The 26,451-nt window shown below is 42.4% G+C and carries 27 protein-coding genes, 1 tRNA gene, 1 other RNA gene and 1 pseudogene; 6 read left to right on the top strand and 24 right to left on the bottom strand.

Annotation, left to right across the window (positions count from 1 at the left end):
• Positions 1-108: 108 nt before the first annotated feature.
• The 6 genes from gla to HMPREF9188_RS04025 all read right to left on the bottom strand — a co-directional run bounded on the left by gla (position 109) and on the right by HMPREF9188_RS04025 (position 6,401).
• Positions 109-978: an aquaglyceroporin Gla gene (gene gla / locus HMPREF9188_RS04050; RefSeq protein WP_000348106.1), complete on the bottom strand. Its 870-nt coding sequence runs from the start codon at positions 976-978 to the stop codon at positions 109-111.
• Between the two features lie 156 nt (positions 979-1,134).
• A complete protein-coding gene (locus HMPREF9188_RS04045; protein ID WP_001108621.1) occupies positions 1,135-2,301 on the bottom strand; it encodes an ATP-grasp domain-containing protein in 1,167 nt (388 codons plus the stop codon).
• Positions 2,302-2,313: 12 nt separating this feature from the next.
• A complete protein-coding gene (locus HMPREF9188_RS04040; RefSeq protein ID WP_000546801.1) occupies positions 2,314-3,054 on the bottom strand; it encodes an esterase family protein in 741 nt (246 codons plus the stop codon).
• A gap of 20 nt (positions 3,055-3,074) precedes the next feature.
• A complete protein-coding gene (locus tag HMPREF9188_RS04035) occupies positions 3,075-3,899 on the bottom strand; it encodes an alpha/beta hydrolase (protein ID WP_001016815.1) in 825 nt (274 codons plus the stop codon).
• Positions 3,900-4,035: 136 nt separating this feature from the next.
• On the bottom strand, positions 4,036-5,250 hold the full coding sequence (gene thiI / locus HMPREF9188_RS04030; protein WP_001200069.1) for a tRNA uracil 4-sulfurtransferase ThiI: 1,215 nt from the start codon (positions 5,248-5,250) through the stop codon (positions 4,036-4,038).
• A gap of 8 nt (positions 5,251-5,258) precedes the next feature.
• Positions 5,259-6,401, bottom strand: coding sequence for a cysteine desulfurase family protein (locus tag HMPREF9188_RS04025; RefSeq protein ID WP_000638928.1), 1,143 nt, complete (start codon positions 6,399-6,401; stop codon positions 5,259-5,261).
• A gap of 137 nt (positions 6,402-6,538) precedes the next feature.
• On the opposite strand from HMPREF9188_RS04025, the gene HMPREF9188_RS04020 reads away from it, so the two are divergent.
• Entirely contained in the window at positions 6,539-6,964 is a 426-nt protein-coding gene (locus HMPREF9188_RS04020; RefSeq protein WP_000073837.1) for a DUF6556 family protein, read from the top strand.
• Positions 6,965-7,008: 44 nt separating this feature from the next.
• On the opposite strand, the gene HMPREF9188_RS04015 is transcribed toward HMPREF9188_RS04020, so the two are convergent.
• From HMPREF9188_RS04015 to HMPREF9188_RS03995, 5 genes and pseudogenes are all read right to left on the bottom strand, one after another.
• A complete protein-coding gene (locus tag HMPREF9188_RS04015) occupies positions 7,009-9,315 on the bottom strand; it encodes a DNA translocase FtsK (protein ID WP_009729981.1) in 2,307 nt (768 codons plus the stop codon).
• Positions 9,316-9,446: 131 nt separating this feature from the next.
• Complete coding sequence (locus HMPREF9188_RS04010; RefSeq protein WP_001285303.1) at positions 9,447-10,235, bottom strand: HEAT repeat domain-containing protein; 789 nt, start codon at positions 10,233-10,235, stop codon at positions 9,447-9,449.
• 160 nt (positions 10,236-10,395) lie between these two features.
• Positions 10,396-12,289 (bottom strand): annotated as a pseudogene (locus tag HMPREF9188_RS04005) (fructose-specific PTS transporter subunit EIIC).
• The gene (gene pfkB, locus HMPREF9188_RS04000; RefSeq protein ID WP_009729978.1) at positions 12,286-13,197 is read right to left on the bottom strand and encodes a 1-phosphofructokinase; all 912 of its coding nucleotides are present in this window, start codon (positions 13,195-13,197) and stop codon (positions 12,286-12,288) included. The pseudogene HMPREF9188_RS04005 and the gene pfkB overlap by 4 nt, the downstream one beginning before the upstream one ends.
• Positions 13,194-13,934, bottom strand: a complete 741-nt coding sequence (locus HMPREF9188_RS03995) for a DeoR/GlpR family DNA-binding transcription regulator (RefSeq protein WP_009729977.1) — start codon at positions 13,932-13,934, stop codon at positions 13,194-13,196. The genes pfkB and HMPREF9188_RS03995 overlap by 4 nt, the downstream gene beginning before the upstream one ends.
• 161 nt (positions 13,935-14,095) lie before the next feature.
• On the opposite strand from HMPREF9188_RS03995, the gene HMPREF9188_RS03990 reads away from it, so the two are divergent.
• Positions 14,096-14,183: transfer RNA gene (locus HMPREF9188_RS03990), tRNA-Ser, on the top strand.
• Between the two features lie 144 nt (positions 14,184-14,327).
• On the opposite strand, the gene ssrA is transcribed toward HMPREF9188_RS03990, so the two are convergent.
• The 4 genes from ssrA to HMPREF9188_RS10180 all read right to left on the bottom strand — a co-directional run bounded on the left by ssrA (position 14,328) and on the right by HMPREF9188_RS10180 (position 17,543).
• Positions 14,328-14,675: a transfer-messenger RNA gene (ssrA, locus tag HMPREF9188_RS10015) on the bottom strand.
• 60 nt (positions 14,676-14,735) lie between these two features.
• Positions 14,736-15,371: an SGNH/GDSL hydrolase family protein gene (locus HMPREF9188_RS03985; protein WP_009729976.1), complete on the bottom strand. Its 636-nt coding sequence runs from the start codon at positions 15,369-15,371 to the stop codon at positions 14,736-14,738.
• Position 15,372: 1 nt separating this feature from the next.
• On the bottom strand, positions 15,373-16,200 hold the full coding sequence (locus HMPREF9188_RS03980; RefSeq protein WP_009729975.1) for a Cof-type HAD-IIB family hydrolase: 828 nt from the start codon (positions 16,198-16,200) through the stop codon (positions 15,373-15,375).
• 23 nt (positions 16,201-16,223) lie between these two features.
• Entirely contained in the window at positions 16,224-17,543 is a 1,320-nt protein-coding gene (locus HMPREF9188_RS10180; RefSeq protein WP_009729974.1) for a CapA family protein, read from the bottom strand.
• A 155-nt stretch (positions 17,544-17,698) separates the two neighbouring features.
• Here HMPREF9188_RS10180 and def point away from each other — a divergent pair, with 155 nt between their 5' ends.
• A complete protein-coding gene (gene def / locus HMPREF9188_RS03965) occupies positions 17,699-18,310 on the top strand; it encodes a peptide deformylase (protein WP_001272963.1) in 612 nt (203 codons plus the stop codon).
• 44 nt (positions 18,311-18,354) lie between these two features.
• The gene (gene rlmB, locus HMPREF9188_RS03960) at positions 18,355-19,083 is read left to right on the top strand and encodes a 23S rRNA (guanosine(2251)-2'-O)-methyltransferase RlmB (RefSeq protein ID WP_009729973.1); all 729 of its coding nucleotides are present in this window, start codon (positions 18,355-18,357) and stop codon (positions 19,081-19,083) included.
• Between the two features lie 191 nt (positions 19,084-19,274).
• On the opposite strand, the gene trxB is transcribed toward rlmB, so the two are convergent.
• From trxB to HMPREF9188_RS03925, 7 genes are all read right to left on the bottom strand, one after another.
• On the bottom strand, positions 19,275-20,186 hold the full coding sequence (gene trxB / locus HMPREF9188_RS03955; protein WP_000272337.1) for a thioredoxin-disulfide reductase: 912 nt from the start codon (positions 20,184-20,186) through the stop codon (positions 19,275-19,277).
• Between the two features lie 65 nt (positions 20,187-20,251).
• Entirely contained in the window at positions 20,252-20,476 is a 225-nt protein-coding gene (locus HMPREF9188_RS03950; protein WP_000926603.1) for a DUF4059 family protein, read from the bottom strand.
• A 77-nt stretch (positions 20,477-20,553) separates the two neighbouring features.
• Positions 20,554-21,297 carry an amino acid ABC transporter ATP-binding protein gene (locus HMPREF9188_RS03945; RefSeq protein WP_009729972.1) on the bottom strand — a complete coding sequence of 248 codons (744 nt, stop codon included), beginning with the start codon at positions 21,295-21,297 and terminating at the stop codon, positions 20,554-20,556.
• Positions 21,297-22,097, bottom strand: a complete 801-nt coding sequence (locus HMPREF9188_RS03940; RefSeq protein WP_000637477.1) for an amino acid ABC transporter permease — start codon at positions 22,095-22,097, stop codon at positions 21,297-21,299. Before HMPREF9188_RS03940 ends, HMPREF9188_RS03945 begins: the two co-directional genes overlap by 1 nt.
• A 156-nt stretch (positions 22,098-22,253) precedes the next feature.
• Positions 22,254-22,610, bottom strand: a complete 357-nt coding sequence (locus tag HMPREF9188_RS03935) for an arsenate reductase family protein (protein WP_000889069.1) — start codon at positions 22,608-22,610, stop codon at positions 22,254-22,256.
• Between the two features lie 12 nt (positions 22,611-22,622).
• Positions 22,623-23,138, bottom strand: a complete 516-nt coding sequence (locus HMPREF9188_RS03930; protein WP_198006243.1) for a methylated-DNA--[protein]-cysteine S-methyltransferase — start codon at positions 23,136-23,138, stop codon at positions 22,623-22,625.
• Positions 23,135-23,629, bottom strand: a complete 495-nt coding sequence (locus HMPREF9188_RS03925; RefSeq protein ID WP_000405858.1) for a GNAT family N-acetyltransferase — start codon at positions 23,627-23,629, stop codon at positions 23,135-23,137. The genes HMPREF9188_RS03930 and HMPREF9188_RS03925 overlap by 4 nt, the downstream gene beginning before the upstream one ends.
• Positions 23,630-23,763: 134 nt before the next feature.
• Here HMPREF9188_RS03925 and HMPREF9188_RS03920 point away from each other — a divergent pair, with 134 nt between their 5' ends.
• Together HMPREF9188_RS03920 and trhA are read left to right on the top strand one after the other, a co-directional pair.
• Positions 23,764-24,210, top strand: a complete 447-nt coding sequence (locus HMPREF9188_RS03920; protein ID WP_009729970.1) for a DUF1836 domain-containing protein — start codon at positions 23,764-23,766, stop codon at positions 24,208-24,210.
• Positions 24,207-24,854 (top strand): PAQR family membrane homeostasis protein TrhA, encoded by a 648-nt coding sequence (gene trhA, locus HMPREF9188_RS03915; RefSeq protein ID WP_001097976.1) that lies wholly within the window; start codon positions 24,207-24,209, stop codon positions 24,852-24,854. Before HMPREF9188_RS03920 ends, trhA begins: the two co-directional genes overlap by 4 nt.
• A 19-nt stretch (positions 24,855-24,873) precedes the next feature.
• On the opposite strand, the gene pdxT is transcribed toward trhA, so the two are convergent.
• On the bottom strand, positions 24,874-25,455 hold the full coding sequence (gene pdxT, locus HMPREF9188_RS03910; protein WP_009729969.1) for a pyridoxal 5'-phosphate synthase glutaminase subunit PdxT: 582 nt from the start codon (positions 25,453-25,455) through the stop codon (positions 24,874-24,876).
• Complete coding sequence (gene pdxS / locus HMPREF9188_RS03905; protein ID WP_009729968.1) at positions 25,456-26,331, bottom strand: pyridoxal 5'-phosphate synthase lyase subunit PdxS; 876 nt, start codon at positions 26,329-26,331, stop codon at positions 25,456-25,458.
• Positions 26,332-26,451 lie beyond the last annotated feature (120 nt).

The following is a 26,451-nucleotide window of genomic DNA, read 5'->3' as shown; positions in this document are numbered from 1 at the left end:
ATTCCTCCAACTCTTTTATTTTAAAGGATTTTCGAATATTTTACAAGCCATATCTATTTTATTTAAAAATTTTATAACAAAAAAACTGGGATACCCCAGTTTCGTTTCTTATAGGTAAAGTAGTTTGAATAGTGCTACTGCTGCAATACCCGCTGCAATTGGAGCTACAACTGGAACCCATGCATACCACCATTTTGAATCACCCTTGTGTTGACCAAGAACTGATTTTGGAAGGAGTTCGTGAAGAAGACGTGGTCCAAAGTCACGAGCTGGGTTCAAACCAGGACCAGTAGGTCCACCGAGTGAAGTTACCAAGGCCATTACTAGGAAACCAAGTCCTAAATGAGCAACTGAAAGACCTGCTGCTGTGTGTGGTGCTATTTGAGCCTTAATAGCTAATTCAGAAAAGTCAACTGTTTGATTAGCCTGCGTTGCCATTTGCTTCATGTATTGCATTACTTCCGCACCAAAAAAGTTTTTAGTCATTCCTAGGGCTGCAAAGAACAGAACAAACGAACCGACAAACTCATTGATAAAACCATTTACACTTGCTGCGAAACGTGATTCTTTTGTACCGTGATCAACATTTGAAATCGTTGAGAAAGTACCCAAAATGTTATTAGAATTCTCTGTTTTCAAGTAGTAAGGACGGTGAGTTGCAACAACCATAGCTTGACCAAAAATCGCTCCTAAAACTTGCGCAAGGATATAATATGGTACTTGTCCCCAAGGGAAAAGTCCACTCACAGCAAGTCCAAGTGTGAAGGCTGGGTTGATGTGGTTCCCAGATACATTACCGAACATCAAGGCTGGGATCATAACCCCCATACCGTAACCAACCGCGATAACGAGCCAGCCACTTTGGTGACCTTTCGTACCTTTAAGTTCAACGTTAGCAACTGCACCATTACCAAGAATGATCAGAATGGCAGTTCCCAAAAATTCAGTGGCATATTTAATAGCCCATGTAAAATCCATTTGATAGATTCTCCTTAATTTTTTTAGACAATCCTTATTCTATCAATTTTTAGGCCTTTTAGCAACCGATTTTCTAAAAGAATCTCTGGAAAACGCTTTATTTAACTTATCTTTAAGAAAAGGACAAAAGAAGTCAAACTCCTTTCATCCTATTCCTTACTCTTGACGTTGACCAAAGTCTGCTAACATCTGATCCAGCTCCTCACGACTTGGAGTTGTCAACATATAGAGGATATCTCCTTGTAACTCTGCAAAGGCTGCTGGCATGATTTTCTTAGCCTTAAAACCTCCTTGGTATTTAGCTAGTAACTCCTCTTCTGAGTATACATAATGAGAACTTAAACGCCGAGCAGTCGCCAAGCAATAGAGGGGTTCAAAATATGAACCAGGGAATGGCTCTCCTGCTACGATAGCCGCATAACCTCGGTAGAGGTCAAAAGAGTGGGCATAATTGTAAACATCAATGGTAAAACCACCTGCCGGACGGTTATTATACTCAATAGCGATATAGTCATCTCCCTCACGGAAGAATTCGATATGGAAAAAACGCTCCTTCATGCCAAATTCCTTGACAATGGCTTCACCATACTTACGCAATTTTGGATCCATATCCTTGAGAACATAATAGGCATTATCCATCTTGTAAAGCATGAGATCCAGTGGTGTATGGGCGTAGTCAAAAGTCGTTGAAAAGACAATCTTACCGTCCTTGTCCACTAGTCCGTCAAAGGTACAGATTTCGCTAGAAGTGACAAATTTTTCAAAGAAATAAACGGTTGAATGGTCCCATTCAGCCTTGAAGTGATTTACATCTTCTTCTGTCTCAAGCTTAAAGGTTGCTGCTGCTCCCACACCGTTGTCTGGTTTGGCAATCAATGGTAAACCGATCTCCTCCACAGCCTGAGCTACATCGGTCTCTGTTTTAATCACTGCTCCCGGAACAACAGGTACTCCTGCCTTTTGGAAATGTTTTTTCATTTCAGACTTAAACTTAGTCTTTTTGAGATCCTCTGGTTTGACACCAAAGACATTGAATTGTTCTCTGAGTGTTGCGTCCAGCTCAAGCCAGTATTCATTGTGGGACTCGATGCGGTCGATAGGACCGTGCTTGTAGAAAAGAAAGGCAACTGCACGTTTGACTTCGTCTATGTTCTCAAGATTGTCCACACGGAAATACTCGGTTAGGCTATTGCGCAAAGGTTCATCTAATTGTTCGTAAGGCTCCTGACCAATTCCCAAAACGGTGATGCCTTTATTAGCTAGCTCGATGGTAAACTGTTGAAAGTTTTGTGGATAGTAGGGTGAAATAACAAGATAATTCATAGGCAACTCCTTTTATAGATTCATGTGACCAAGGAAATAAGGCATTTGTTTACGCCACCAATCCCAGTCATGGGCAACATCATGTCCCCACTCAGCAAACCAGGCAGGGATTTGTTTCTTGTCAAAGGCTTCTTTGAGCTTGTAGAAAGATGGTAGACCGTCTTGTTCCCAGGCACCGAGGCCCGTACAGACGACAATCTCCGCCTGACGGTAACGATCGATAAACCATCCGTCATTCTGATTCCAGATATAGTCTACAGGCGAGTTTTGATAGATGGCATCGTCATTGTAGTAATCGCCGACAAAGAAACGCGCGTCGTAAACACCGCTGAGAGCAATCACCTTGGTAAAGACATCTGGATGCTGGAGGAAGAAATTGAGTGCATGGTAGGCCCCCATCGAGCAACCCGTCGTCATCATACCGTCAAACCAACCTGTCTTGTGCTTGATAAAAGGAATGGCTTCCTCAATCACATAGCGTTCGTAAGCGCGATGCATCTCCGCCTGGTCATGACCATTTTTCCAAGTAGCCAACCAGCTCTCACTATCAACGCTGGAGAGAGTAAAGAACTGAACACGGCCTTCTTCGATAAAGGAAGCACAGGCATCAATCATGCCAAAATCATAGTATTCATTATGGCTCCCACCCGATGAAGCAAAGACAACAACTGGAATCCCAGCGTGTCCATAACGGTTGAGGTACATTTCACGGTTGAGGTGACCACTCCAGTGGCTGAGGTTTTCAATATGCATTGGCTTTCTCCTTTCTTAACTTACCATTTCTCTGCAAAAAATCGGAGACAGTCTGGTAAATTTTCCGACCATGGAATCTCACTATGGATGGCACCAGACTGAACTTTCAAGACAAGATTACCCAAGTGTACTCCACCTGCAATTAAATCATGGTAATAGCGAAGCGACGAGTCGATATAGGCTTGCTTGATATTGCCAGCCATCAAGGTCTTGTCCGTATCGTCTGCTTCTTCTGTTCCTACATAAATGAAAATGCGCTGTTCAGGCGACAATTTCTTACGCTCGATGTAGCGGTTAAAGGCTTCTTGGTGGAGCCAGTTGGCAGATGAAAAGACTCCTAGACAACCAATTCGGTCTTGGTATTCCAGTCCGATAAACTGGGTAATATTGCCTCCTAGAGACGAACCAATCATAGCAGTATGCTGGCGATCAGCTTTGGTACGATAGGTTTCATCGATAAAAGGCTTGACCACTTCCATGACAAACTCAGCATACTCCACACCCTTACCGCCAAACTGCTGGCCCGGAATAGGAGATTCTTGAAACTTCCAAGCTGCGTACTCATTCATCCGTCCCATACCATCATTGTCGATGGCTACAACAATCATGCGACTGATGTCAGGATTTCTCTTAATAGCCGGAATAATCTTCCAAGAGTGCCCGATATAAGATTCCTTGCTGTAAAAGACATTTTGCCCATCATGAAAGTAAACAACAGGGTAAAAACGGTCTGTATCTTTCTCATAATCCTTTGGCAGGAGAACACGCACACGACGCTCTTTTCCTGTATAAGGAACCTTGAGTTTGTGTTCTTTCATTTTTAAGTAAAAGTAGGAATGATTCATTGTCAGAAAACTCTCTATATTCAAAATTTTATCTCATTATACCATAAAAATAGAAAAAAAGTCAGTAATTGTCCATTTTAAGGATAAATAACTAACTTTTTTCATTTAATATTCTAAATTCTTCTGGATTTTCTGATTAGAGGAGATTGTCAATTAACTCATCGACAGCATCTTTTTCAACCTGGGGAGTGATTTCAGTAATCATAATCCCTGCCACTGCTCGCTCAACCAAACCTTCGACATCCATCCGTTTTTCATACTGCTCTGCATTCTCTATCTTAGGATTTGTCTTAGGACGGTCAGGCGCAAAAATAGTACAGCAGTCCTCAAACGGCTGGATTGAAATTTCAAAGGTATCGATTTCCTGCGCAATGTCAATGATTTCCAACTTGTCCATCGTAACCACGGGACGAATAATTGGAGTGCTGGTCACAGCGTTGATAGTCTGCATGCTTTCCAAAGTTTGGCTAGCTACTTGGCCAAGACTTTCCCCATTAATGATAATTAAACCATTTCGTACCTCACGGATACGGTCAGTAATGCGCATCATAAAACGACGTGTCAAGGTCATAAGATAGGCTTCTGGCGCCTTTGCCTTGATTTCCTCTTGAATCTCTGTGAAAGGCACTTCGATAAACTGGATATTGCCACCAAACTTGGTCAATTTACGGGTCAAATCTTGGGCTTTTTTGAGAGCACCTGGACTCGTGTAAGGTGGGCTGGCAAAGTGAACGGCCTCAATATCTACTCCACGTTTAAGGGATAGATAACCTGCTACAGGCGAGTCAATCCCTCCTGACAACATGAGCACACCCTTACCAGAAGTACCCACTGGCAAACCACCTGCTCCTCGAATAGTCTCATAGGAAAGATAAGCTGCTTCCTCACGAATCTCCACCTGAAGATTGATGTCCGGATTTTTCATTTGAGCTTGGACATTTGGAATAGCTTCGAATACTGCTCCACCAAGTGTTTGGTTGAGTTCACGACTGTCGAGTTCAAAGTTGTGGTCGCTACGCTTGCTAGAGATTTTGAAAGTCATGCCTTCCTTGTAGATATCTTTAATAATCTCTTGAACAGAAGACTTCAGAACTTCTACAGATTTTTCGACCTTGTATACAGGGGAGAAATTTTGAATCCCAAAAACTTGTTTGAGTGATTCTGCTACTGCTGTGTAATCAGCTCCATTGAGGTAAGCATGAGCACGGTCGCGATCTGCCGTTACCTTAACTTGGGGATAGATAGACAAAACGTCTGAAATATTATTGCGAAGTTTATTGATAAAACGCATACGGTTTTTACCCTTAGTTGACAATTCTCCGTAGCGAATCATAATTTCTGAATATTGCATGAATGCTCCTATCTTACTTTTCTAGTTTGATTGTAAATTAATTTTAACTTGGTCAAAAACTGTTCGACCTGACTCATATCATTTTCAAGGTCTAGACTAAGACGCACAGCTGACTGGGCCTTATCTTTGTCCACTCCCATGGCAATCAAGGTCCCCGCAGGTTTTCCAGCCTTGGATGAACAAGCCGAGGTTGTGGAGATGAAAATATCATAGTCTTCAAATGCGTGAACGCTGACTTCACCACGAACACCTTTGATTCCAAAAGTCAGGATATGAGGGGCGAAGTCTTTCTCAGCTGAAAAGATAAAAATATCTGGATAGTCCAAAAGCGCTTGGCGAATGACTGATTTCATCTGCCCTGTCTTATTAGTAAAGATATCTAACTTTTCCATAGACAAACGGAGGGCCTTGGCTGTCGCTGCAATCCCTGCCACATTTTCAGTTGTCGAACGATAGTCTCGCTCCTGACCACCACCAGTCAACAGAGGCGTAATTTTCTTACCAGACTTGATATAGACAAAGCCAACACCTCTGACACCATGAAACTTATGACTCGAAAAGGTCGCAAAATCCACTCGATCTGTCAGATATTTTTCAGTCGGAATCTTAGCGAGTGCCTGAACTGCATCAACGTGGAAGGAAATAGTTGGCTTGTCTGCCAACAGTTCTGAGATAGCCTCAATAGGCTGAACAGACCCAATTTCATTGTTTACTGCCATAATGGAGACGAGGGTCGTGTCAGGTCGTATCAAAGCTCCTAGAGCCTCAACATCCACAAACCCTTTCTCATCAACTGGAGCAAAATCCACCTCAAAACCTTGACTTTTCAGCCAGAGGGCTGATTCCTTAACTGCTGGATGTTCAATGGCTGATACGATGATGTGCTTGCCAAACTGGGCTTTTTCAAAGGCCACACCTTTGATGACCCAGTTATCTCCTTCTGTTCCACCAGAGGTAAAGAAGATTTCATCACCCTTCTTACCAATCAAATCTGCAATTTGCTGACGGGAAGCATCTAAAATTCGTGTCGCCTGGTCTCCCAAACGATGGAGACTGGATGGATTTCCTACAATTTTTGAAGCGACCTGCATATAGGTTTCTAGAGCTTCAGGATAAGGCTTGGTCGTTGCCGAATTATCAAAGTAGATCATGTTTTCTCACGCTTTCTAAAATCACTTCTTCTATTGTATCATGAAACGAAGCTTGCGACAAGAAAGGGCAATTCCTCTTTTTTTAAGATTTTTTTAAAGAAATGAGGTATAATAAATCATAATAAAAGGAGAGTATCATGTCTAACTATCATAGAACTTCAAAACCAAAAACAGAACACATCAAAAAGGGATTTACTGTCTTTCAAAAAACGATTGCTACCATCGGTAGTATCCTTGGCCTAATTACCGCTACTATTACCATCATGAACGCTATGGATAATAACAAAAACAACAAAAAAGAACCAACGACAACTCAAACAACTGTTGTCAAGGAGATTCAAAAGGAATCCCCTCAGGAAAATACTACACCTAACAAGGACAACACTTCTACTAAAGAAAATACCCCGCAGGAAGAAACTCCTCAATCCAATAAGAAGGAAGAGCAAAAAGAAGAGAAGAAAACAACAACTCAGGATTCTTCAACACCTTCCTCAACAAAAGAAACAACTGATAGTGGAAACTCGTCCAAAACGACTAGTTCCGAAAACAAAAGCAATCAATAACCACTAAAATAGCTTCCTTCCAGCTTTGGAAAGAAGCTATTTTTTTATTGTTGCAATACTTTTCGTGGTTTGGTTCCTTCAGCTGGACCGATAACACCCGCCATTTCGAGTTCTTCCATAAGGCGGGTCGCACGGTTAAATCCAACCGACAAACGACGCTGAATCATCGAAGCACTGGCTTTCTGCGTCTCGATAACCAGAGCCTTAGCTTCTTCAAAAAGCGGATCGCCACCAGCTTCACCATCTGAAAATTCTCCTTCATTTTCAGAAACCTCACCTGGGTCAAAACTCTCATCGTAGTCCGCATCCGCCTGAGCCTTGATGAAGTTTACGATGCGTTCAACATCATCATCCGAGATAAAGGATCCTTGCAGACGGACTGGGTGATTTTCATCGATTGGTTTAAAGAGCATGTCTCCTCGACCAAGCAGTTTTTCTGCTCCATTCTCATCCAAGATGGTTCGTGAATCTGTGCCCGATGAAACTGCAAAAGCCACACGAGATGGGACATTGGCCTTGATGAGACCAGAAATGACATCGACTGATGGACGTTGCGTTGCGAGAATCATGTGAATTCCTGCGGCACGCGCCTTCTGTCCGAGACGAATGATGGCGTCTTCTACTTCCTTGCTAGCCACCATCATGAGGTCTGCCAACTCATCCACAATGACAACAATCAAAGGCAGTGGTACTTGTTTGTACTCAGACTGGACATTGAATTCCTCGACCTTGGCATTGTAACCAGCGATATTTCGTACACCAACCTTAGCGAAGAGTTCATAACGGTTTTCCATCTCATCCACAACCTTTTGCAGAGCCTTGCTGGCCTTGCGTGGATTAGTCACAACTGGAATCAAGAGGTGAGGAATGTCATTGTAAACCGATAACTCAACCATCTTAGGATCGACCATCATAAACTTGACCTGGTCGGGTCTTGCTTTCATAAGAATGCTAGCGATAATACCATTAACTGCGACTGACTTCCCTGATCCCGTTGAACCTGCAACAAGTAGGTGGGGCATCTTGGAAAGATCAAAGGTTCGAGCCGTTCCATTGACAGCCTTACCCAGAGGGATTTCGAGGAGATTTTCTGGTTTAGTCTGAGACTGTTCCCAGAGTTCGCGGAAAGATACAGTCGCAATTTCAGAGTTAGGTACTTCAATTCCGACTAAGGATTTACCAGGGATAGGAGCCTCAATCCGAACATCCTTGGCTGCCAGAGCCAGCGCTAAGTCGTCTGCTAGATTAGAAATGCGGTTAACCCGTACACCGACTGCTGGTTTGACTTCATACTTGGTAACTGATGGTCCAATTTCAGCCCGTTCTACCGTCACCTTGATACCAAAGCTAGCAAAGGTTTCTTCTAGGATTTTGATATTTTCTCGAACAATCTTCTTTTCCTTGGACTGATCTTTGGGTTTATCTGGCGCAAAGAGTTGCAAGCTTGGCAGTTTGTATTCAAGGGCTTCTTTGGCAGAAAAATCAACCTGCACCTCTTCATCCTCAAAGTCTTCTTCCACATCTGGAACTTCAAAATCAGCTTGAGGAAGGATAATCTCCGGTTCAATCCATTCTTCCTCAGGAATTGGGGGGAGATCGTAGACTGGTACTTCTGATAAGATTTCTCCAGTTTCAGGATCTACAGGAGGAAGTGGTAGCGCATCCTGTTCTTCTTGTTCTCTCTGAATTCTTGCTGCTTCTTCAGCTTCTTGACGTGCCTTCTCTTCTTCTCTCTTGATGAAACGTTCTTGTTTTCTCTGTTCCTGTTTTTCCATGAATGATCTGAACTGCGCTCCAATAAAGGCTGCAACATCATAAATAGACCAAGGACTAATCAGGAGAATCCCAACTAAAATAAAGAGAACCCCAATAAAGTACGATCCGATATTGGAGAAAAGAAAGGCAATGGGGATATAAAGTCCGACACCAAGCAGGCCTCCACCAGCAAAACTAGTCACCCGCATGCCAGTCAGGTCCGTCATAACTTGAGACAAGGTCCCTTTTAGAACTGCCTGCTCTAAACCAAATTTCCAGACAAGATAAGCCTCAAAAATTAAGAGTAAGCCAGCGAAGATACAGAGAAATCCTGACAGAAGTCCTTCTTGCTTACGGATCCATTTAAATAGAAAAAGGTAAATGAGGAGGGCACCTATAGCCACATAAGCTAAACTTCCGACTAACAGTCGAATGAGATTATAAAGGGTGATACCCGCAGCACCAAGCTTGAAAGCTGCAATAATCAACAATAAGGCAATTCCTAAGGAAATCAACATCCTCTGGATAGCCTGTTTTCTTTCGAGTTCTGCTTTAGACGGTCTCCGTCTTGTTTTACTTGTATTTTTGTTTGCCATGCTTCTATTATACCATATTTCAGAAACATCTAGAGAAATCAAAAAAATGACTGCATCTACTAGACACAATCATCTTTCGTTGATATTTCTGAATTTTCTATTCTATATGATTTTTCAACAACCTTGTCTCACTACTTCTTCAAAAATCTAATTGCTGATTTTCTTGCCTTCTCAATCTTCTCGATTTCCAACTTCTCTACAGCAGATGTAGGAATCCATTTTTTCCCAAATAAAACTTGAGCTGCTTCTATCATCAGAGCACAAGCCCGAAAGTCCTTTTCTTCTGGAATCGCCTCTCGAAACAAATCCTTCGTTTTCTCCATCAAGACTTCTTTTTCAACTTGATGAAAAGATAATTGCATCAAACTACTGGCAGACCAGGCACGACAAAGTGCATCTTGGTCAGTCAAGAGATGTTGCCCTAAGATTTCTATCTCACTTATTGAACCAATCCAACCTAGGGCAATGATTAGCTTTCTACGATTCGAAGCTTCTGAACTAGGTAAAAGAGAGATTAGAACAGGAAGTACTTGCTTGCAAGAAGATGCATAAAAATCTCTATGTCTTACTTTGGAAAGGATTTTCGCTAGGAAATAAACAATCAAAATGCGTTGACTCTCATCTTCCTCTTGATTGAGAGTTTCCAAAAGATAGTCTATTCCCTCCTGCCCATGCTGGTCAAAACTTGCTTCAAAATTTAGGTCAGTTCCTTCCTCCCAATCGTTGCAAATGAGTTCAAAATGAAAGGCAATTTCTGGGCTCCTACCTAAATCAGCTATAAAATGAATTCGTTTAGAATCAGGAAAATCTTCCTCCACCAAGCTGGCATAGGTTCCTTGTAACGCTTCTTTTGTAAGACTTTTGCGACCGAACTGTTCCTTTTCTAGTTTGTCGATTCCTTCTTTTCTAGAATCACTCATGACACTTATCTCCTCTAAGATATTTGTAGAACTTCAGCATTCTATCATTTAAATTCTCTAAGATTTACCTCTATTATATCACTTTGAAGACCGTTCTCCCTAACTCCATCATCAAAAAATGACTGCCCACTTTCGTGTTCAGTCATTTGAGTATTTGTGATTATTTTTCTAATGGTTTACGAAGGTAACCATAAACCACACCACTTACAATTGCGCCTACCAAGACAGAGGCAAGGTAAAGAAGGGCATTTGAAGTTAGGGCGATAACGAAGATTCCTCCGTGTGGCGCCATGAGTTTGATTCCTGCAAGACCAACAAGTCCTCCTGCTACTGCAGAACCAAGGATGAAGCTTGGAATCGCACGAGCTGGGTCAGCGGCACCAAAAGGAATCGCTCCCTCAGTGATGAATGACAAGCCCATGATGATGTTTGTCAAACCAGAGTTGCGTTCTTCTTTGCTAAATTTGTCTTTGAAAAGAAGAGTTGCGACAAAGATTGCAAGTGGAGGCACCATTCCTCCAGCCATAACTGCTGCCATGGCTACAGAACCGCCTGAAGAAACAGTCGCTGCAAGCGTACCTGTACCAAAGACATAGGCTGCTTTATTGACAGGTCCACCCATGTCGACAGCCATCATACCACCAAGAACGATACCGAGAAGGACCGCTGAGCCTCCTCCAAGTCCGCCAAGGAAGTCATTCATAGCAGTGTTGATTGCTGCCATTGGAATGTTGACAGCCAGCATGACAAATCCTGTCAAAATAGTTCCAAGAAGTGGCAAGAACTAAAGCACCTGCGATAAATCCACCAACAAGGGCACCTAGGAAACCAGATGAGACACCTGCAAGAGTTGAAGTTGCTTCACCACCTGCAGCATAAGGAATTTTACCAAAGGCAAAACCTTCTTTGGCAATAGCACCAGCCACAAAACCAGCGACCAAACCAGGTTTTTCAGCGATAGAGTAGGCAACATATCCTGCAAAGACTGGGAGCATCAAGCCAAAGGCAGCGCCACCGATTTTCATGAACATGGAAGCTAGCTCATGGTAGGATCCGAGATTACCAAGACTATCTTGTGGTACACCAAAAGCTCCGTCGATTAAGAAGGCGAGGGCAATCATGATACCACCACCGATAACGAATGGCAACATTTGGGATACACCACTCATCAAGTGTTTGTAGAAAGCACCACCGAGGCTTTGTTTTTCATTAGATGCCGTTGCAGCTTTTGCTCCATTAGCAGCACGATAAACTTCAGCATCTCCTGAAAGAGCCAAGTTGATCAATTCTTCTGTCTTACGAATACCGTCTGCAACCGGGCGGTTGATCAATGGTTTACCATCAAAACGATCCATTTCTACTGCCTTGTCTGCTGCGATGATAACAGCTTTAGCCTTGCGGATGTCTTCCGCAGTCAATTGGTTCCCAACACCGCTAGCACCATTGGTTTCAACCTTGATCCCAACACCCATTTCAGCAGCCACTTTTTGAAGGGCTTCTTGAGCCATGTATGTGTGGGCAATACCTGTCGTACAAGCTGTAACAGCTACGATAAAGTCGCCAGAGTCATTAGCAGGTGCTTGAACAGGCTCCTCAGCTTTTTCTGAAGCTTGGTTAAATAGTTCGATAACTTGATCTGCAGATGTTACTTGGCGAAGTTTGTCAGCGAAACCATCTTTCATCAAGTATTGAGACAATTCTGCCAAGGCTGCCAAGTGAGTGTCATTAGCACCTTCTGGAGCTGCAATCATGAAGAAGAGGTCAGTTGGTTGCCCATCCAAGCTTTCGTAGTCAACACCCTTGTTTGACTTGGCAAAAAGAACCGTTGCTTCTTTTACAGCAGAGTTCTTGCTGTGAGGCATAGCGATTCCGTCACCTAAACCAGTGGAAGTGAGAGCTTCACGTGCTAAGATTCCTTCTTTAAAAATTTCAAAATCCGTCACATAACCGTGATCCACCAAGTTTTTAATCATCTCTTCGATGACAGCTGTTTTTTCAGTTGCCTGCAAATCCAGCAACATGACATCTTTTCTCAATAGGTCTTGAATTTTCATCGTTTTTCTACCTCAACTTTTTCATATGTTTCTTTAATAAATTCCGCTGTTGCCAAATCATCCGAGAAGGTAGTTGCCGTTCCACAAGCCACTCCCCATTTGAAGGCTTCTACTGCGTCTTTAGATTTTACAAACTCACCTGTAAATCCAGCAACCATAGAGTCACCAGCACCAACTGAATTTTTGACTGTTCCCTTGATAGGTTTTGCGAAGTAAGCTCCCTCAGATGTGACAAGAAGTGCACCGTCCCCAGCCATAGAGATGATAACGTTTTGAGCACCTTTAGCCAACAATTCTCGAGCATAGTTCTCGATTTCATCTAAACTTTCGAGTTTCACTCCAAAGATAGCTCCTAGTTCATGATTGTTTGGTTTGACCAAAAGTGGCTGGTAGTCCAAACTATCAATCAAGGTCTGTCCTTCAAAATCACAAACGACTTGCGCACCCGTCTGGCGTGTCAAAGCAATCAGATCCTTATAGATAACATTGCCCAGGTTCTTAGCACTCGAACCCGCAAACACAACCGTATCATCTGCTGTCAGACTAGATAAAATAGCTTTCAATTCTTCTAGCTGAGCTGGTTCGACGGTTGGACCCGTTCCGTTAATTTCTGTTTCTTGGTCTGCTTTAATCTTGACATTGATGCGAGTATCTTCTGCCACTTGAACAAATCGAGTTTCGATTTCTTCCTCTAGCAGAGTATCTGTGATAAATTTACCAGTAAAGCCTCCGATAAATCCAGTCGCTGTATTTGGAATACCCAAGCGTTTCAAAACACGACTGACATTGATTCCTTTTCCACCAGCAAACTTATCATCACTGTCCATACGATTGACACTACCGACTTGGACTTGGTCCAAGCGAACGATATAGTCAATGGATGGATTGAGTGTGACTGTATAAATCATACTTCGATTACCTCCGTTTTCTTCTTAATGGCCTGCAAGAGCTCATGCCCTTGACTTGTGATGACAATAGCGCGTTTAAGTGGTGCTACCTTGGCAAAGCAAGTTTGACCAATCTTTGACGAATCGACCAAGACATAGGTTTGTTTGGCATTCTCTAAAATAGCACGCTTAACGGCTCCCTCCTCCATATCAGGAGTCGTATAATAACCATCGTCTACACCATTCATCCCGATAAAGGCACGGTCAAAGTGCAATTGATTGATTTGGTTAAGAGCAACTCCACCGATACATGCGTCTGTTGCCATCTTGACACTTCCTCCAACCATGACAGTTGGAATCTGTTTTTCAACCAACTGAACCGCATGGTGAATGGAGTTGGTCACAACTGTAATATTCTTATTGATCAATTCATGAATCAAAAAAGCAGTTGTTGTTCCAGCATCGATAAAGATGACATCTTGTTCCTTGATGAGAGAGGCTGCTTTCTGAGCCAGCAACTTCTTTTCTTGAAGGTTTTTGACAGATTTTTCTTGAATGGTTTCTTCTTCCTGCAAGGAATGGGGCAATTCTGCTCCACCATGCACGCGACGAAGCTTGTTTTCCGCTTCCAACTCATCCAAGTCTCTTCGAACCGTTGATTCTGACGTTTCTAGCAAACTAACTAATTTTTCTAGAGAAACTACATGATGTTGATTTAACTCCTCTAAAATCAGTTGTTTTCTCTCTGTTTTTAACACCAAATCACCTCCTGTTATCGTTTACACTATTCATTCTAACACATTTTCTATCAAAGTCAAGCATTTTTTATCATTTTCTTTCAAAATCTATCATTTTTCTTATTTCCAAAATTTTTATTGCAAGATAAGTGGCATTATGGTAGACTATTTGAGTAAGTATTGGAAGATTACTCAAGAGGCTTAAGAGGCCGTGTTGGAAACGCGGTAGGCGTATAACAGCGTGCGTGGGTTCGAATCCCATGTCTTCCGTAGAAAAGAAAAATTATTTTTTTAGATACAACAAATGTTGTATCTTTTTTTGTATCCCTTTTTAAAAAAAGAATACCAAGGAATACCAAAGGAAAAAATAAAAAACGTTGATTTAACAACGTTTTTCCAAGGTTGGTGAAAGAAGAATGGAGCCGGTGGGAGTCGAACCCACGTCCAAACATCTGCCAACATATTTGTCTACAACCATAGGTTATGTATTGTTTTAACAGTCCCTCGACACATAACTCAAGCCTAGGAACTGCGAGTCTATTAATCTCTTATCAAACCACTAGACAAGGCTTGATCGTATCTCGCTAATCATAAGACCTGTCATTGAACACGAGCAATCCAAATCAGGTCACGCCTGCTGGTTTTTAGGCAGCTAAAGCGTAAGAAGTGTTATTTTTTGCAGTTATATTTAACTGAGCGTTTACGTCGCCACACGGGTTGCAAAATATGCCTCATAATGCCTGTCGAATCCGTAACGACCCCAAAAGACAATAGAACCATTATAACCTATCTTCATAAAAAATGCAAAATCAAGCCACCTCTTTAGAAAAGATACTCTTTTAAGGCTTCCGATAAGGCTTGATAACCGGCTACACTTAGATGGAGGCCATCCGTTGTATAGGCTGATTGAAGTTGCCCTTCTGAATCTGTCAAACTATCATAAATCGGCACAAAATCTACCTGCATATAGGCGGATACTAGAGCCTCATAGGCTTGATTCCATTCTCTAATCTTTTCATTGGTTCGGATATAAACAGTCTGCTTGTATTTCTCTCCCTCATTGACTGGCAAAATGGATAGGAGCTTTATTTGTGACAACGGATAATCTCGGGCAATTGATTGGATCACTCGCTCAAGATTATCCAAGGCTTCATTTATAGGAATATCTTTTCCGATATCATTTGTCCCAATTAGGAGAACAATTTGATCCACAGCATCACCATAAAGATGGGCATCTAGATTCTCTAATAACAGTTTCGTCTGGTAGCCTCGGATGCCACGATTGACAATCGTCTTTGCAGTCCCAAACAACTCTTGCAATGGGTAGTATTCTACAATCGAATCGCCGATAAAAATTACATCTGGCTCTAGAACAGAAACTTGATTCAATTCACGATACTTGGTTTGAATCTTCTCCTGCTCTTTTAGGAGCCAATTTTCTAATAACTGTACTGCCACCTTATCCCTCTTTCTCTAACCAATTTTCTAGGACCTGATAAACACCCGCTTGGCTGTTAGCTGGTGCTAGGGCAGTCGCAACTGCCTTGGCCTCATCATCTGCATTTTCCATCGCATAAGCAATACCAGCCATCTCCAACATCTCGACATCATTTTCACTGTCACCAAAAGCCATAATTTGTTCTGATGTCAAATCCCAGCGCTTGAGTAATTCTTCCAATCCCCAAGCCTTGTGAACACCAGCTTGCAGGATATCAATACAGCCATAACCGCTAGAAACAGCTCTTACACGACCATCAAAGAGGTCATTGATTTCCTGCAAAACTGAACTAGAACGTTCTTCACCAACGACCATGCTCATCTTTAGAACTCCTCCAAAGAGGTCTGAGTTTAGCTCATACACAAAATTGGTCCTTTGGTAAAGTTTTTCAATCATCTCTGGAGTCATAAATTTTTCTAGGTCTGTAAAAACAGTTCCTTCCTTGACAAAACTCCCATTCATACTAGTTACGACGAACTGATCTCGGCACTCTCTCCCTTTAAAATGAACTAAAGCCTTGTCAACCATAGCATCATCCCAGGTCTGAGCTTGAATCAGTTTATTGTTTTCAAAAATACGCGCCCCATTGGCAACTACTAGGATCACGCGTTCAGCCAAGTGTCCCAATAGTTCTCTCATACGATGAACTTCATTCCCCGTCGCAATGACAAAACGGATATTCTTTTGATCTAGCTGATCTAAAATCTTTTCCAAGCGGGGTAGATCTAGCTGACCTCTCGAGTCTAGCAAGGTCCCATCCATGTCTGTTGCAATTAATTTAATCGTCATCATATCTCCTTTAGAGTGAGCACCTACCACTTCAATCCCACATGCTCATTCATTTCTTTATAGGCCGTGTCAATGCGTTCCTTGGTCGCCTCATCCAACTTGTCACGGTAACTGCCTCCCTCGATGAAGTCCTCTAGGATATAGGTCTGATAGAGGAAGAGCGGATAGCCTTCTGGAGAATAAGTTCCTTTGGGTGTCCGATTGACCCAAGTAGGATGTGCTTTGGCAGTTTCAATCCTTGTCTTGCCATCTTTTTTCTTAATGGTCACATCCATGAGGACACCGCGCTCCGTCCACTTGGCATTTTCCTCATCTTGCATGGTTTCAATGCGTTGATTTGAGAGGAAATTTCCCATGGAATAGATGATCAATTTTTTGTCACCATCTTTTTCAACTGTCTCAGCAGGTTCAACGACGTGAGGGTGCCCTCCAAAGATAATATCAGCTCCCCAGTCAATCATCTTGTGGTACAGTGTTTTCTGTTCTTCCGTCGGTTCTAGCTGGTACTCAATTCCCATCTGAGGCATGATGACAGTGATATCCGCCTCTTGCTCAGCTCGTTCGATTTCCGCCTTCATCTTATCTTCATTCAGGTCAGAAAGATAGCGATTATAGTCCTCTTGTGAGATATACTGCTCAATGCCATTAAAACCGTAAGAATAGGCCAAAAGAGCTACCTTGATACCATTGACTTCCTTGATAACTAGTGGAGCTTGGTCACGGGATTCATGTGTGTAGACTCCTATGGGTGTCATCCCTGCCTTTTCGATAGCTTCTGCTGTCGAAACCACTCCCTCTATCTGAGAATCCAAGATGTGATTGTGAGCCAAGTCTAGAACTTGGTAGCCTGCATCCTTGATCGCATCCATGACTTCTCCAGGTGCATTAAAGAGAGGATAACCTGCCAAATAGTGATCCTTGTTCACCGTTCCTTCAAAGTCACCAAGCACTAAATCCGCTTGTTTGAGCCAGGGTTTTACATACTCAAAATTTTCATGGAAATCATAGGTTCCATCTTCTTTCAGAGCTGTTCGGTAGATAGGAATATGGTAGAGAAGGTCACCATTTGCCATGATACGAGCTGTCGTTTCGGCAGACTGATTTTCCTTAGACTGACTAGACGTCTGAGCAGAATCAACTGTTTGACCACTCGGACTTGTTCCCTTGTTCCCTTGTACTGCTTGGGTCAACAAGTTCAGCCCCATAGACAAGGAAACTGCAAGCAACAGCACCGTAATAAACTGGGCATTTGTCCAAGATTTATAATTCCTAAAGAAACCAATACTACTCTTCAACAATCCAAAAATAGGACCATGAGACCATCTATCTTGTCGCTTTTCCATCTTTATTTCCCCCTTGCTTTTACTGCAAGTCTTTTCTTTTATTATACCACAGACAAAAGAGGAATACCGTTTATTATATTATTTTTTAGGAACTTCTGTGACTTTCTTTCTCGCCTATTTTGTGTTATCATGTAGAGGTAATGAAAGGAGAGAAAATGTCTGCTATAGAACGTATTACAAAAGCTGCTCATTTAATTAATATGAACGATATTATCCGTGAGGGGAACCCAACTTTACGCGCGGTTGCTGAGGAGGTCACTTTCCCACTGTCTGACCAGGAAATCATCCTTGGAGAAAAGATGATGCAATTCCTCAAAAATTCTCAGGATCCTGTTATGGCTGAAAAGATGGGACTCCGCGGTGGGGTTGGATTGGCCGCTCCTCAGTTAGATATCTCAAAACGCATTATCGCTGTTTTAGTGCCAAATATTGTGGAAGAAGGTGAAACTCCTCAGGAAGCCTACGACCTGCAAGCTGTTATGTACAATCCAAAAATCGTATCCCACTCTGTTCAGGACGCCGCCCTCGGTGAAGGAGAAGGGTGCCTATCTGTCGACCGTGTAGTTCCAGGCTATGTTGTTCGTCATGCCCGCGTCACTGTTGATTACTTTGACAAGGACGGAGAAAAACACCGCATCAAGCTTAAAGGATACAACTCTATCGTTGTCCAACATGAAATTGACCACATCAACGGAATCATGTTCTACGATCGTATCAATGAGAAAGACCCATTTGCTATCAAAGATGGACTCCTCATCCTCGAATAAAGAAAATCCCGTTGCAAGACGGGGTTTTGTGTTATAATAGAGGCATGAAAACAAATGATATTGTCTATGGCGTCCATGCCGTTACTGAAGCCCTCCTTGCAAACACTGGAAACAAACTTTACCTCCAAGAAGATCTCCGAGGTAAGAATGTTAAGAAAGTCAAGGAACTGGCTGCTGAGAAAAAGGTATCCATCTCTTGGACTTCAAAAAAATCCCTCTCTGAAATGACCGAAGGCGCTGTCCACCAAGGTTTTGTTCTACGAGTGTCCGAATTTGCCTATAGCGAGCTGGATCACATCCTTGCCAAAACACGCCAAGAAGAAAATCCACTTCTGTTGATTCTGGATGGTCTAACTGACCCTCACAACTTAGGTTCTATCTTAAGGACTGCTGATGCGACCAATGTTTCAGGTGTCATCATTCCCAAGCACCGTGCCGTCGGAGTGACTCCTGTCGTTGCCAAAACGGCCACAGGTGCTATTGAGCATGTACCGATTGCGCGAGTGACCAACCTCAGTCAAACTCTAGACAAACTCAAGGATGAAGGCTTCTGGACCTTTGGAACGGATATGAACGGTACTCCTTGCCACAAGTGGAATACAAAAGGAAAAATCGCCCTCATCATCGGAAATGAAGGAAAAGGCATCTCTAGCAACATCAAAAAACAGGTTGATGAGATGATTACCATTCCCATGAATGGACATGTTCAAAGCCTCAATGCCAGTGTTGCTGCAGCCATTCTCATGTACGAAGTTTTCCGAAATAGACTATAAAAAAAGTTTCCAGTCATCTGATTGGAAACTTTTTTATGATTATACTCAATGAAAATCAAAGAGCAAACTAGGAAGCTAGCTTAAGACAGCTCAAAGCACTGCTTTGAGGTTGTGGATAGAACTGACGAAGTCAGTACCCATACCTACGGCAAGGCGAAGCTGACGTGGTTTGAAGAGATTTTCGAAGTGTATTAACTATGTTCTGTAATAAATTTGTAAGCTTCTTGACCAGCGATAGCCCCATCTCCAACTGCTGTTGTTACTTGGCGAAGGTCTTTCTGGCGAACATCTCCAACCGCAAAGATACCGTCAACGGCAGTTTTCATGTGGTTATCTGTCACAATCCAGCCAGCCTGATCTTGAATATTCAAATCTTTGACAAAATCGCTAACGGGATCCAAACCAACATAGATAAAGACACCACCAAAGGCTTGCTCTGTTATTTGACCTGTTTTTACATTTTCAAATACGACAGATTCTACTCGGTTTTCACCTTTGATTTCCTTGACGACAGAGTCCCAGATAAAGTTGACTTTCTCATTAGCAAAGGCACGGTCTTGCAACACCTTTTGGGCACGAAGTTGGTCGCGACGGTGAACAATGGTAACAGTCTTGGCAAAGCGAGTCAAGAAGAGGGCTTCTTCTACCGCTGAATCTCCACCACCGACTACGAGCAAGTCTTGGTCACGGAAGAAAGCTCCATCACAGACTGCACAGTAAGAAACACCACGACTGTTCAGTTCTTCTTCTCCGGGAACTCCCAAAAGACGGTGTTTTGACCCAGTTGCCACGATGACAGTACGGGTTTCGTAAACTTGATCATCAGTGATTACCTTCTTATAGTCACCCTTGTCTTCAATATTTTCAACATAGCCATAAAGATGCTCTACTCCAAGGTTTTCAAGTGGTTCAAACATCTTTTCAGCCAATTCAGGTCCACTGATATTGGCATAACCTGGATAGTTTTCGATATCAGATGTGTTATTCATTTGCCCGCCTGGCAGACCACCTTCAATCAAGCCTACTTTCAGATTGCTTCGAGCAGCATATAAGGCAGCGGTCATTCCCGCAGGTCCAGCACCGATAATAATCGTATCGTACATTTCAATTCCTTCTTTCTTGTTGTAACTATCTTTATTCTAACTCATTCTTGCTAGTCACGCAAGGATTATGCCTTGAAAACCAAGAGCAAACTCATGACGGCAAAGGATAACACCGGAACAACCAAAACTCCAATCATAATCATATCATAGAGATGAGCTTGACGAGCCTTGGCTGTCTTGTCCACACCAGACATGGCTCTCAATCCAATCCAAATCCCCAGAAAAATCACGACAAGGATGGTCGTTAAGATCAAACTCTCGAAATATAAAGAAAACAGTTGCAGTAGCATGATCTCTCTCGTTTCTATCTTTTTTAAAGAGTAAACTCAGCTAGTCCAACTAACTGAGTTTTCCTTTTTCTATTATATCAAATATAAGTCCGTTTGTAACTAGCAAAGAATTCTTTTGTTCGTTCTTCTTTCGGATGATTGATGATTTCATCTGGTGTGCCAGACTCGATGATTTTCCCTTTATCTAGGAATAGAACCTTGTCTGCCACTTGGGCTACAAAAGACATATCGTGACTGACCAAAATCATGGTCTGACCTGACTTGGCAGCATCTGCAATAGACTTTTCTACTTCACCGACCAACTCTGGGTCAAGGGCTGAAGTGGGTTCGTCCAAGAGCAAGACATCTGGTTTCATAGCAAGCGCACGCGCGAGGGCAACCCGTTGCTTTTGTCCACCTGATAAATGGCGAGGATAATGGTTTTCACGGTCAGAAAGACCAACCTTGGCCAACTCTTCCTTAGCGATTTTTGTTGCTTCCTCGTCCGATAATTTCTTAACGACAACCAAACCTTCCTTGACATTGTCAAGAGCAGTTCGGCGTTCAAACAAATTAAACTGTTGGAAAACCATAGATAACTTGCGACGAAGGGTTAGGATCTCTTCTTGGCTAATCTGAGAAAAATCAACTTTAAAATTGTCAATCTGAATCGTTCCACTATCTGGAGTTTCAAGGTAGTTCAAACTACGAAGAAAGGTTGATTTCCCTGCTCCAGATGAACCAATCAAGGCTACTACTTCTCCCTTTTGGATATCCAAGTCCAGATGATCCAAGACAGTCTGTCCTGAAAAGGATTTGCTTAAATTCGAAATCTTAATCATTAACGAAGGTCTCCTTTCACATCTGTAGATACTGCATCCGGCGCTGAGATAGCCATTTTTCTCTCGATGAAACGACCGAGGCTCTCAATTCCGATATTGACTACCCAATAAACAAGAGCTACGGAGATGAAACGTTCAAAATAGCGATAATCGGCTCCACCCAAAATCTGAGCTTGGGCGAAGACCTCCACAACACCTGCACTAAAGGCTAGAGAAGTTCCCTTGGTCAAACCGATAAGGGAGTTAATCAAAGTCGGCGTCGCTACCACCGCCGCATTTGGAATAATTACACGACGGTAAACTTGCGCACGAGTCATACCCAAACTACGCGCCGCCTCAATTTCGCCTGGATTAACAGAAAGGATGGCTGCACGAATCGTTTCACTTGCATAAGCCGCCTCATTAAAAGCAAAGGCCACAATCGCAAAAAGCGCTGCTGGAATCGCATTGATATTGAAACCAGTGCCCCATTGCTGGTTAATAGCTTTCAGTGCCAAAGGAATTCCGTAGTAGGTCAACATAAGTTGGACTAGGATTGGGGTGCCTTTTAAGAAGCTGACGAAAAAGGCCTGCAAGGGATATAAAATCTTAACACGATTGATCTTAACAATGGCAAAAATCAAAGCAAGTAGCAAACCAAAGAGTGCACCTCCAAGCGTCAACATCAAGGTTGTAGGCAGTTGTTGGACAATCCTTGGAATTCCATCAAAGACCGAACGCAAACTAAAGAGCTTACCATCCGGAATGAGTTGCATCAAACTTTGGTACCAATCTGATGCTAAAAATGTTGTAACAATCATAAAAACATCCTCTCCTGATAATGATTCATTCTATCATACTTCTGTTCGCAAGCAAATTATTTGCTACGGGCTACTCAGACTTTGTCTATCTTCTAGTTTATCACACTTTAAAACAGGGAGGCTATATATTTTACCTATCAAGGAGATAAATAAAAACTATCTCAAATCTAAATTCTCATAGGTTTTTCTATAGCCGATTTGTTTAACAGCACCATTCTCCACCAAAATTGGACGTTTCAATAACATACCATCACTGGCTAGAAGCTTGGCTGCTTCTTGTTTTGACAAACTTCCTACCTTATCTTTTAGGCCTAGTTCGCGGTATTTGATCCCGCTAGTATTGAAAAATTGTTTCACTTCAAAACCGGAAGTTTCTAACCAGTTCAAAATCACTTCTTCACTTGGTGTTTCTTCTACAATATGGATATCTTGATAGTCAAGTCCGAGTTGGTCTAGTTCATTTTTTGCTTTCTTACAAGTTGAACATTTTGGGTATTCGATAAATTCTAACATCTTCTTTTCTTTCTATTTTTTATTTTCTTGAAATGCTGCACCTTCATGTTGCAAGAGCCAGGCTTTCTTTTCGACTCCCGATGCATAGCCTGTCAGACGATTGCCTGATCCCAGCACACGGTGACAGGGTACGAGGATGGACCAAGGATTACGCCCCACTGCTCCGCCAATAGCTTGGGCAGAATCCACCTGCAAATCTTTCGCTATTTGACCGTAAGTCACTGTTTGACCATAAGGAATGCTCTGTAAGTAGGCCCAGACCCACTTTTCAAAATCCGTCCCAATGGGAGCCAAGGGTAGTTTTGACAAATCCTGGGATTGCCCATCAAAGTAAACATCTAAATGGGAAACAATTTGATCCAATATCGGATGACTGGCAACCTCTTCTATCTGTTCAGCTGTCAAACCTCTCTCAAAATGAGTTTGGTCCTGTACCCAAATTCCATACAGATATTGCTCGTCAGCAACTAAGGATAAGGTTCCAATTGGCGACGGGTAGAGCATTTTTGCGTACCTTTTTCCCATCATTTTTTTAATTTCTGATAGGCCAAGCGTTCCCCATCAACTGGAACTTTACCGACCTGTTGGAAACCTAGCTTTTCAAAGATATGCTGCATGGCCTTGTTTTGTGCATGCGTATCTGAACGAAAATCTAGATAATCAAAACCTTCAATCAAGCCTTCTAGGAAAGTCTGAGCAACACCTTGTCCTTGTACATCTGCTGCCACAGCGATACGGTGAAAGACCAGATATTCTGATTCTTTCCCCTGCCAACTTCCTTCATAAATGGCTTCATAGGCTTCCTCTGGGCTCTTGGTCACAGCAGCATAGGCTAGCAGTTCTCCCTCTTCCAAGGCCACATAAGCTTGGCCTGAGATAATATCATCAATAATGATGTCAGCATTTGGATAGCCATTTTGCCACTGGCCACTACCAGACTTAGCTAAACACTTTTTGGCATCCTCCATCACCTGCATAATCGCCTCTACTTCGTTTGGAAAAGCTAAACGAATCTCCATCTCTTCCCCTCATTTCTAACTAATTTCTCTCATCATAGCATAATTTAAAGCTTTCTACAAGCAGTTGAAACTTGACTTTTATTTTTTATTATTTTATAATCTAGTTATTGAAACTAGATAAAAAGGAGTTGGAAATGAATTCTATCTTTTCCTACCCAAAATGGGAAGACATTCCAAACATTGACCTCTATCTGGATCAGGTTTTACTTTATGTCAATCAAGTCTGTGCCCCTATCTCTCCAGATAAGGACAAGGGGTTAACAGCATCTATGGTCAATAACTATGTCAAACATGGTTACCTGACAAAGCCTGACAAGAAAAAATACCAACGCAAACAGATTGCCCGTTTGATTGCCATCACTACTCTCAAGTCTGTCTTTTCGATCCAAGAAATCGCCCAGACACTTAATAGTCTGCAAACTCAAGTGAGCTCAGACCAGCTCTACGATGCTTTTGTGAACTACATGAACCATGGGATTGATCCAGAAAATCCTATTATCCAAACTAGCTGTCAAACGGTTAAACTCTATCATCAAACTCTAGACTTAATCCTTAACAAAGAAGAGGAGGTATCCCAATGAATACTAGCCTAAAACTCAGTAAAAAACTCAGTTTTGGAGAGGAAATTGCTAATAGCGTGACCCATGCTGTCGGTGCCGTCATCATGCTCATCTTACTCCCTATTTCATCCACCTATAGTTATGAAGTACATGGATTTTTATCGTCTTTTGGCGTTTCTATCTTTGTTATCAGTCTATTTCTCATGTTCCTCTCGTCAACCATTTACCACTCTATGGCCTATGGTTCGACTCACAAATACGTCTTGCGAATCATTGACCATTCTATGATTTATGTGGCTATCGCAGGCTCTTATACGCCCGTCGTCTTGACCTTGATGAATAACTGGTTTGGCTATCTGATCATTGCCATTCAGTGGGGAACAACCATCTTTGGCATCCTCTATAAAATCTTTGCTAAAAAGGTTAATGAGAAATTCAGCCTTGCCCTTTACCTGATTATGGGCTGGTTGGTTCTAGCTATCATTCCTGCCATTATCAGTCAAACAACGCCAATTTTCTGGAGTCTCATGGTAACTGGCGGACTCTGTTATACAGTTGGAGCTGGATTTTACGCTAAGAAAAAACCTTATTTCCACATGATTTGGCATCTCTTTATCCTAGCGGCATCTGCACTCCAATATATCGCGATTGTTTATTACATGTAAAAAAGTTGAGAATCTTTTCTCAACTTTTTTCTTTACACATATTGATAAAATACTGGTGCAAGCGCACATTATCAGTCAATTCCGGATGAAAAGAGGTTACCAGCATATTCTGTTCTTGCGCAGCAACGATTTGGTCATCTACAGTTGCTAGGATTTCCACACCCTCTCCAAGACTACTGATAATCGGACCGCGAATAAAGGTCATGGGAATCTGACCGACTCCCTTACATTCTGCCTCTGTATAAAAACTTCCTAGTTGACGCCCATAGGCATTGCGCTCAACTACTATGTCCATAGTCGCTAGATGACTTTCTTCCTGAGAAATAATTTCCTTAGCTAGCAAGATTAAACCCGCACAGGTCCCAAAAACGGGTAATCCAGATAGAATGGCTTCTCGGATGGGAATCAACATCTGTTGGTCACGCAAGAGTTTGCCCATGGTTGTAGACTCACCGCCAGGTAATATCAAACCCGCCAAGTCACTCTGAACTTGTTGAAAATCATCTAAATTTCTGATTTCGACACTAACAACACCTAACTTTTCTAGCACTTTTGCATGTTCTGCAAAGGCACCCTGCAAGGCTAATATTCCGATTTTCATCTATTTTCCTCGCTCTGCCATGAGAATCTGGATTTCATTCTCATTGATACCAACCATGGCTTCCCCTAGGTCCTCAGAGATTTGAGCCAGAATTTGAGGATTTTGGTAGTTGGTTACGGCTTTGACAATAGCACTCGCCCGTTTAACTGGGTCTCCTGACTTGAAAATACCTGAACCGACAAAGACACCCTCTGCACCCAATTGCATCATCAGCGCAGCATCTGCTGGTGTTGCAACGCCTCCAGCTGCAAAGTTGACAACTGGCAACTTCCCATGTTCATGGACGTATTGAACCAATTCTACAGGGACTTGCAAGTCCTTGGCAGCTACATATAGCTCATCTTCGCGTAGATTTTGAATACGGCGAATTTCCTGATTCATCATACGCATATGACGAACGGCTTGAACAATGTCTCCTGTACCCGGTTCTCCTTTTGTCCGAATCATAGAAGCTCCTTCAGCGATACGACGCAAGGCTTCACCCAAGTCCTTAGCTCCACAGACAAAAGGAACTTGGAATTCCTTCTTATCCACATGGAAACGGTCGTCAGCTGGAGAAAGTACTTCACTCTCATCGATATAGTCAATCTCAATAGCCTGCAAAATCTGAGCTTCAACAAAATGCCCGATTCTGACCTTGGCCATCACTGGAATACTGACCGCTTCTTGGATTTCCTTAATCATCTTTGGGTCGCTCATACGGGAAACTCCACCAGCTGCACGAATATCAGCTGGAATCCGCTCCAAGGCCATAACAGCTGCCGCACCAGCAGCCTCTGCAATACAAGCCTGTTCAGGGTTCTGAACATCCATGATAACCCCACCTTTGAGCATCTGCGCCAAATTTTTATTCAGTTCATAACGATTTTCAGTCATTTCTCAATCCTCATCATTTGTATTGGTAGCTACCATTTCATTTTAAGCCAGATTAGAATGAAGTACAAGATAGAAAAACAATAATTGTCTGGGTACAGTAACATAAAAAACTATCTGACC

Source organism: Streptococcus sp. F0441 (genome assembly GCF_000314775.2).
In the GTDB taxonomy this organism is placed as follows: domain Bacteria; phylum Bacillota; class Bacilli; order Lactobacillales; family Streptococcaceae; genus Streptococcus.
Note: the sequence above shows the minus strand (reverse complement) of the source record. Positions and strands in the feature narration are given on the sequence as shown.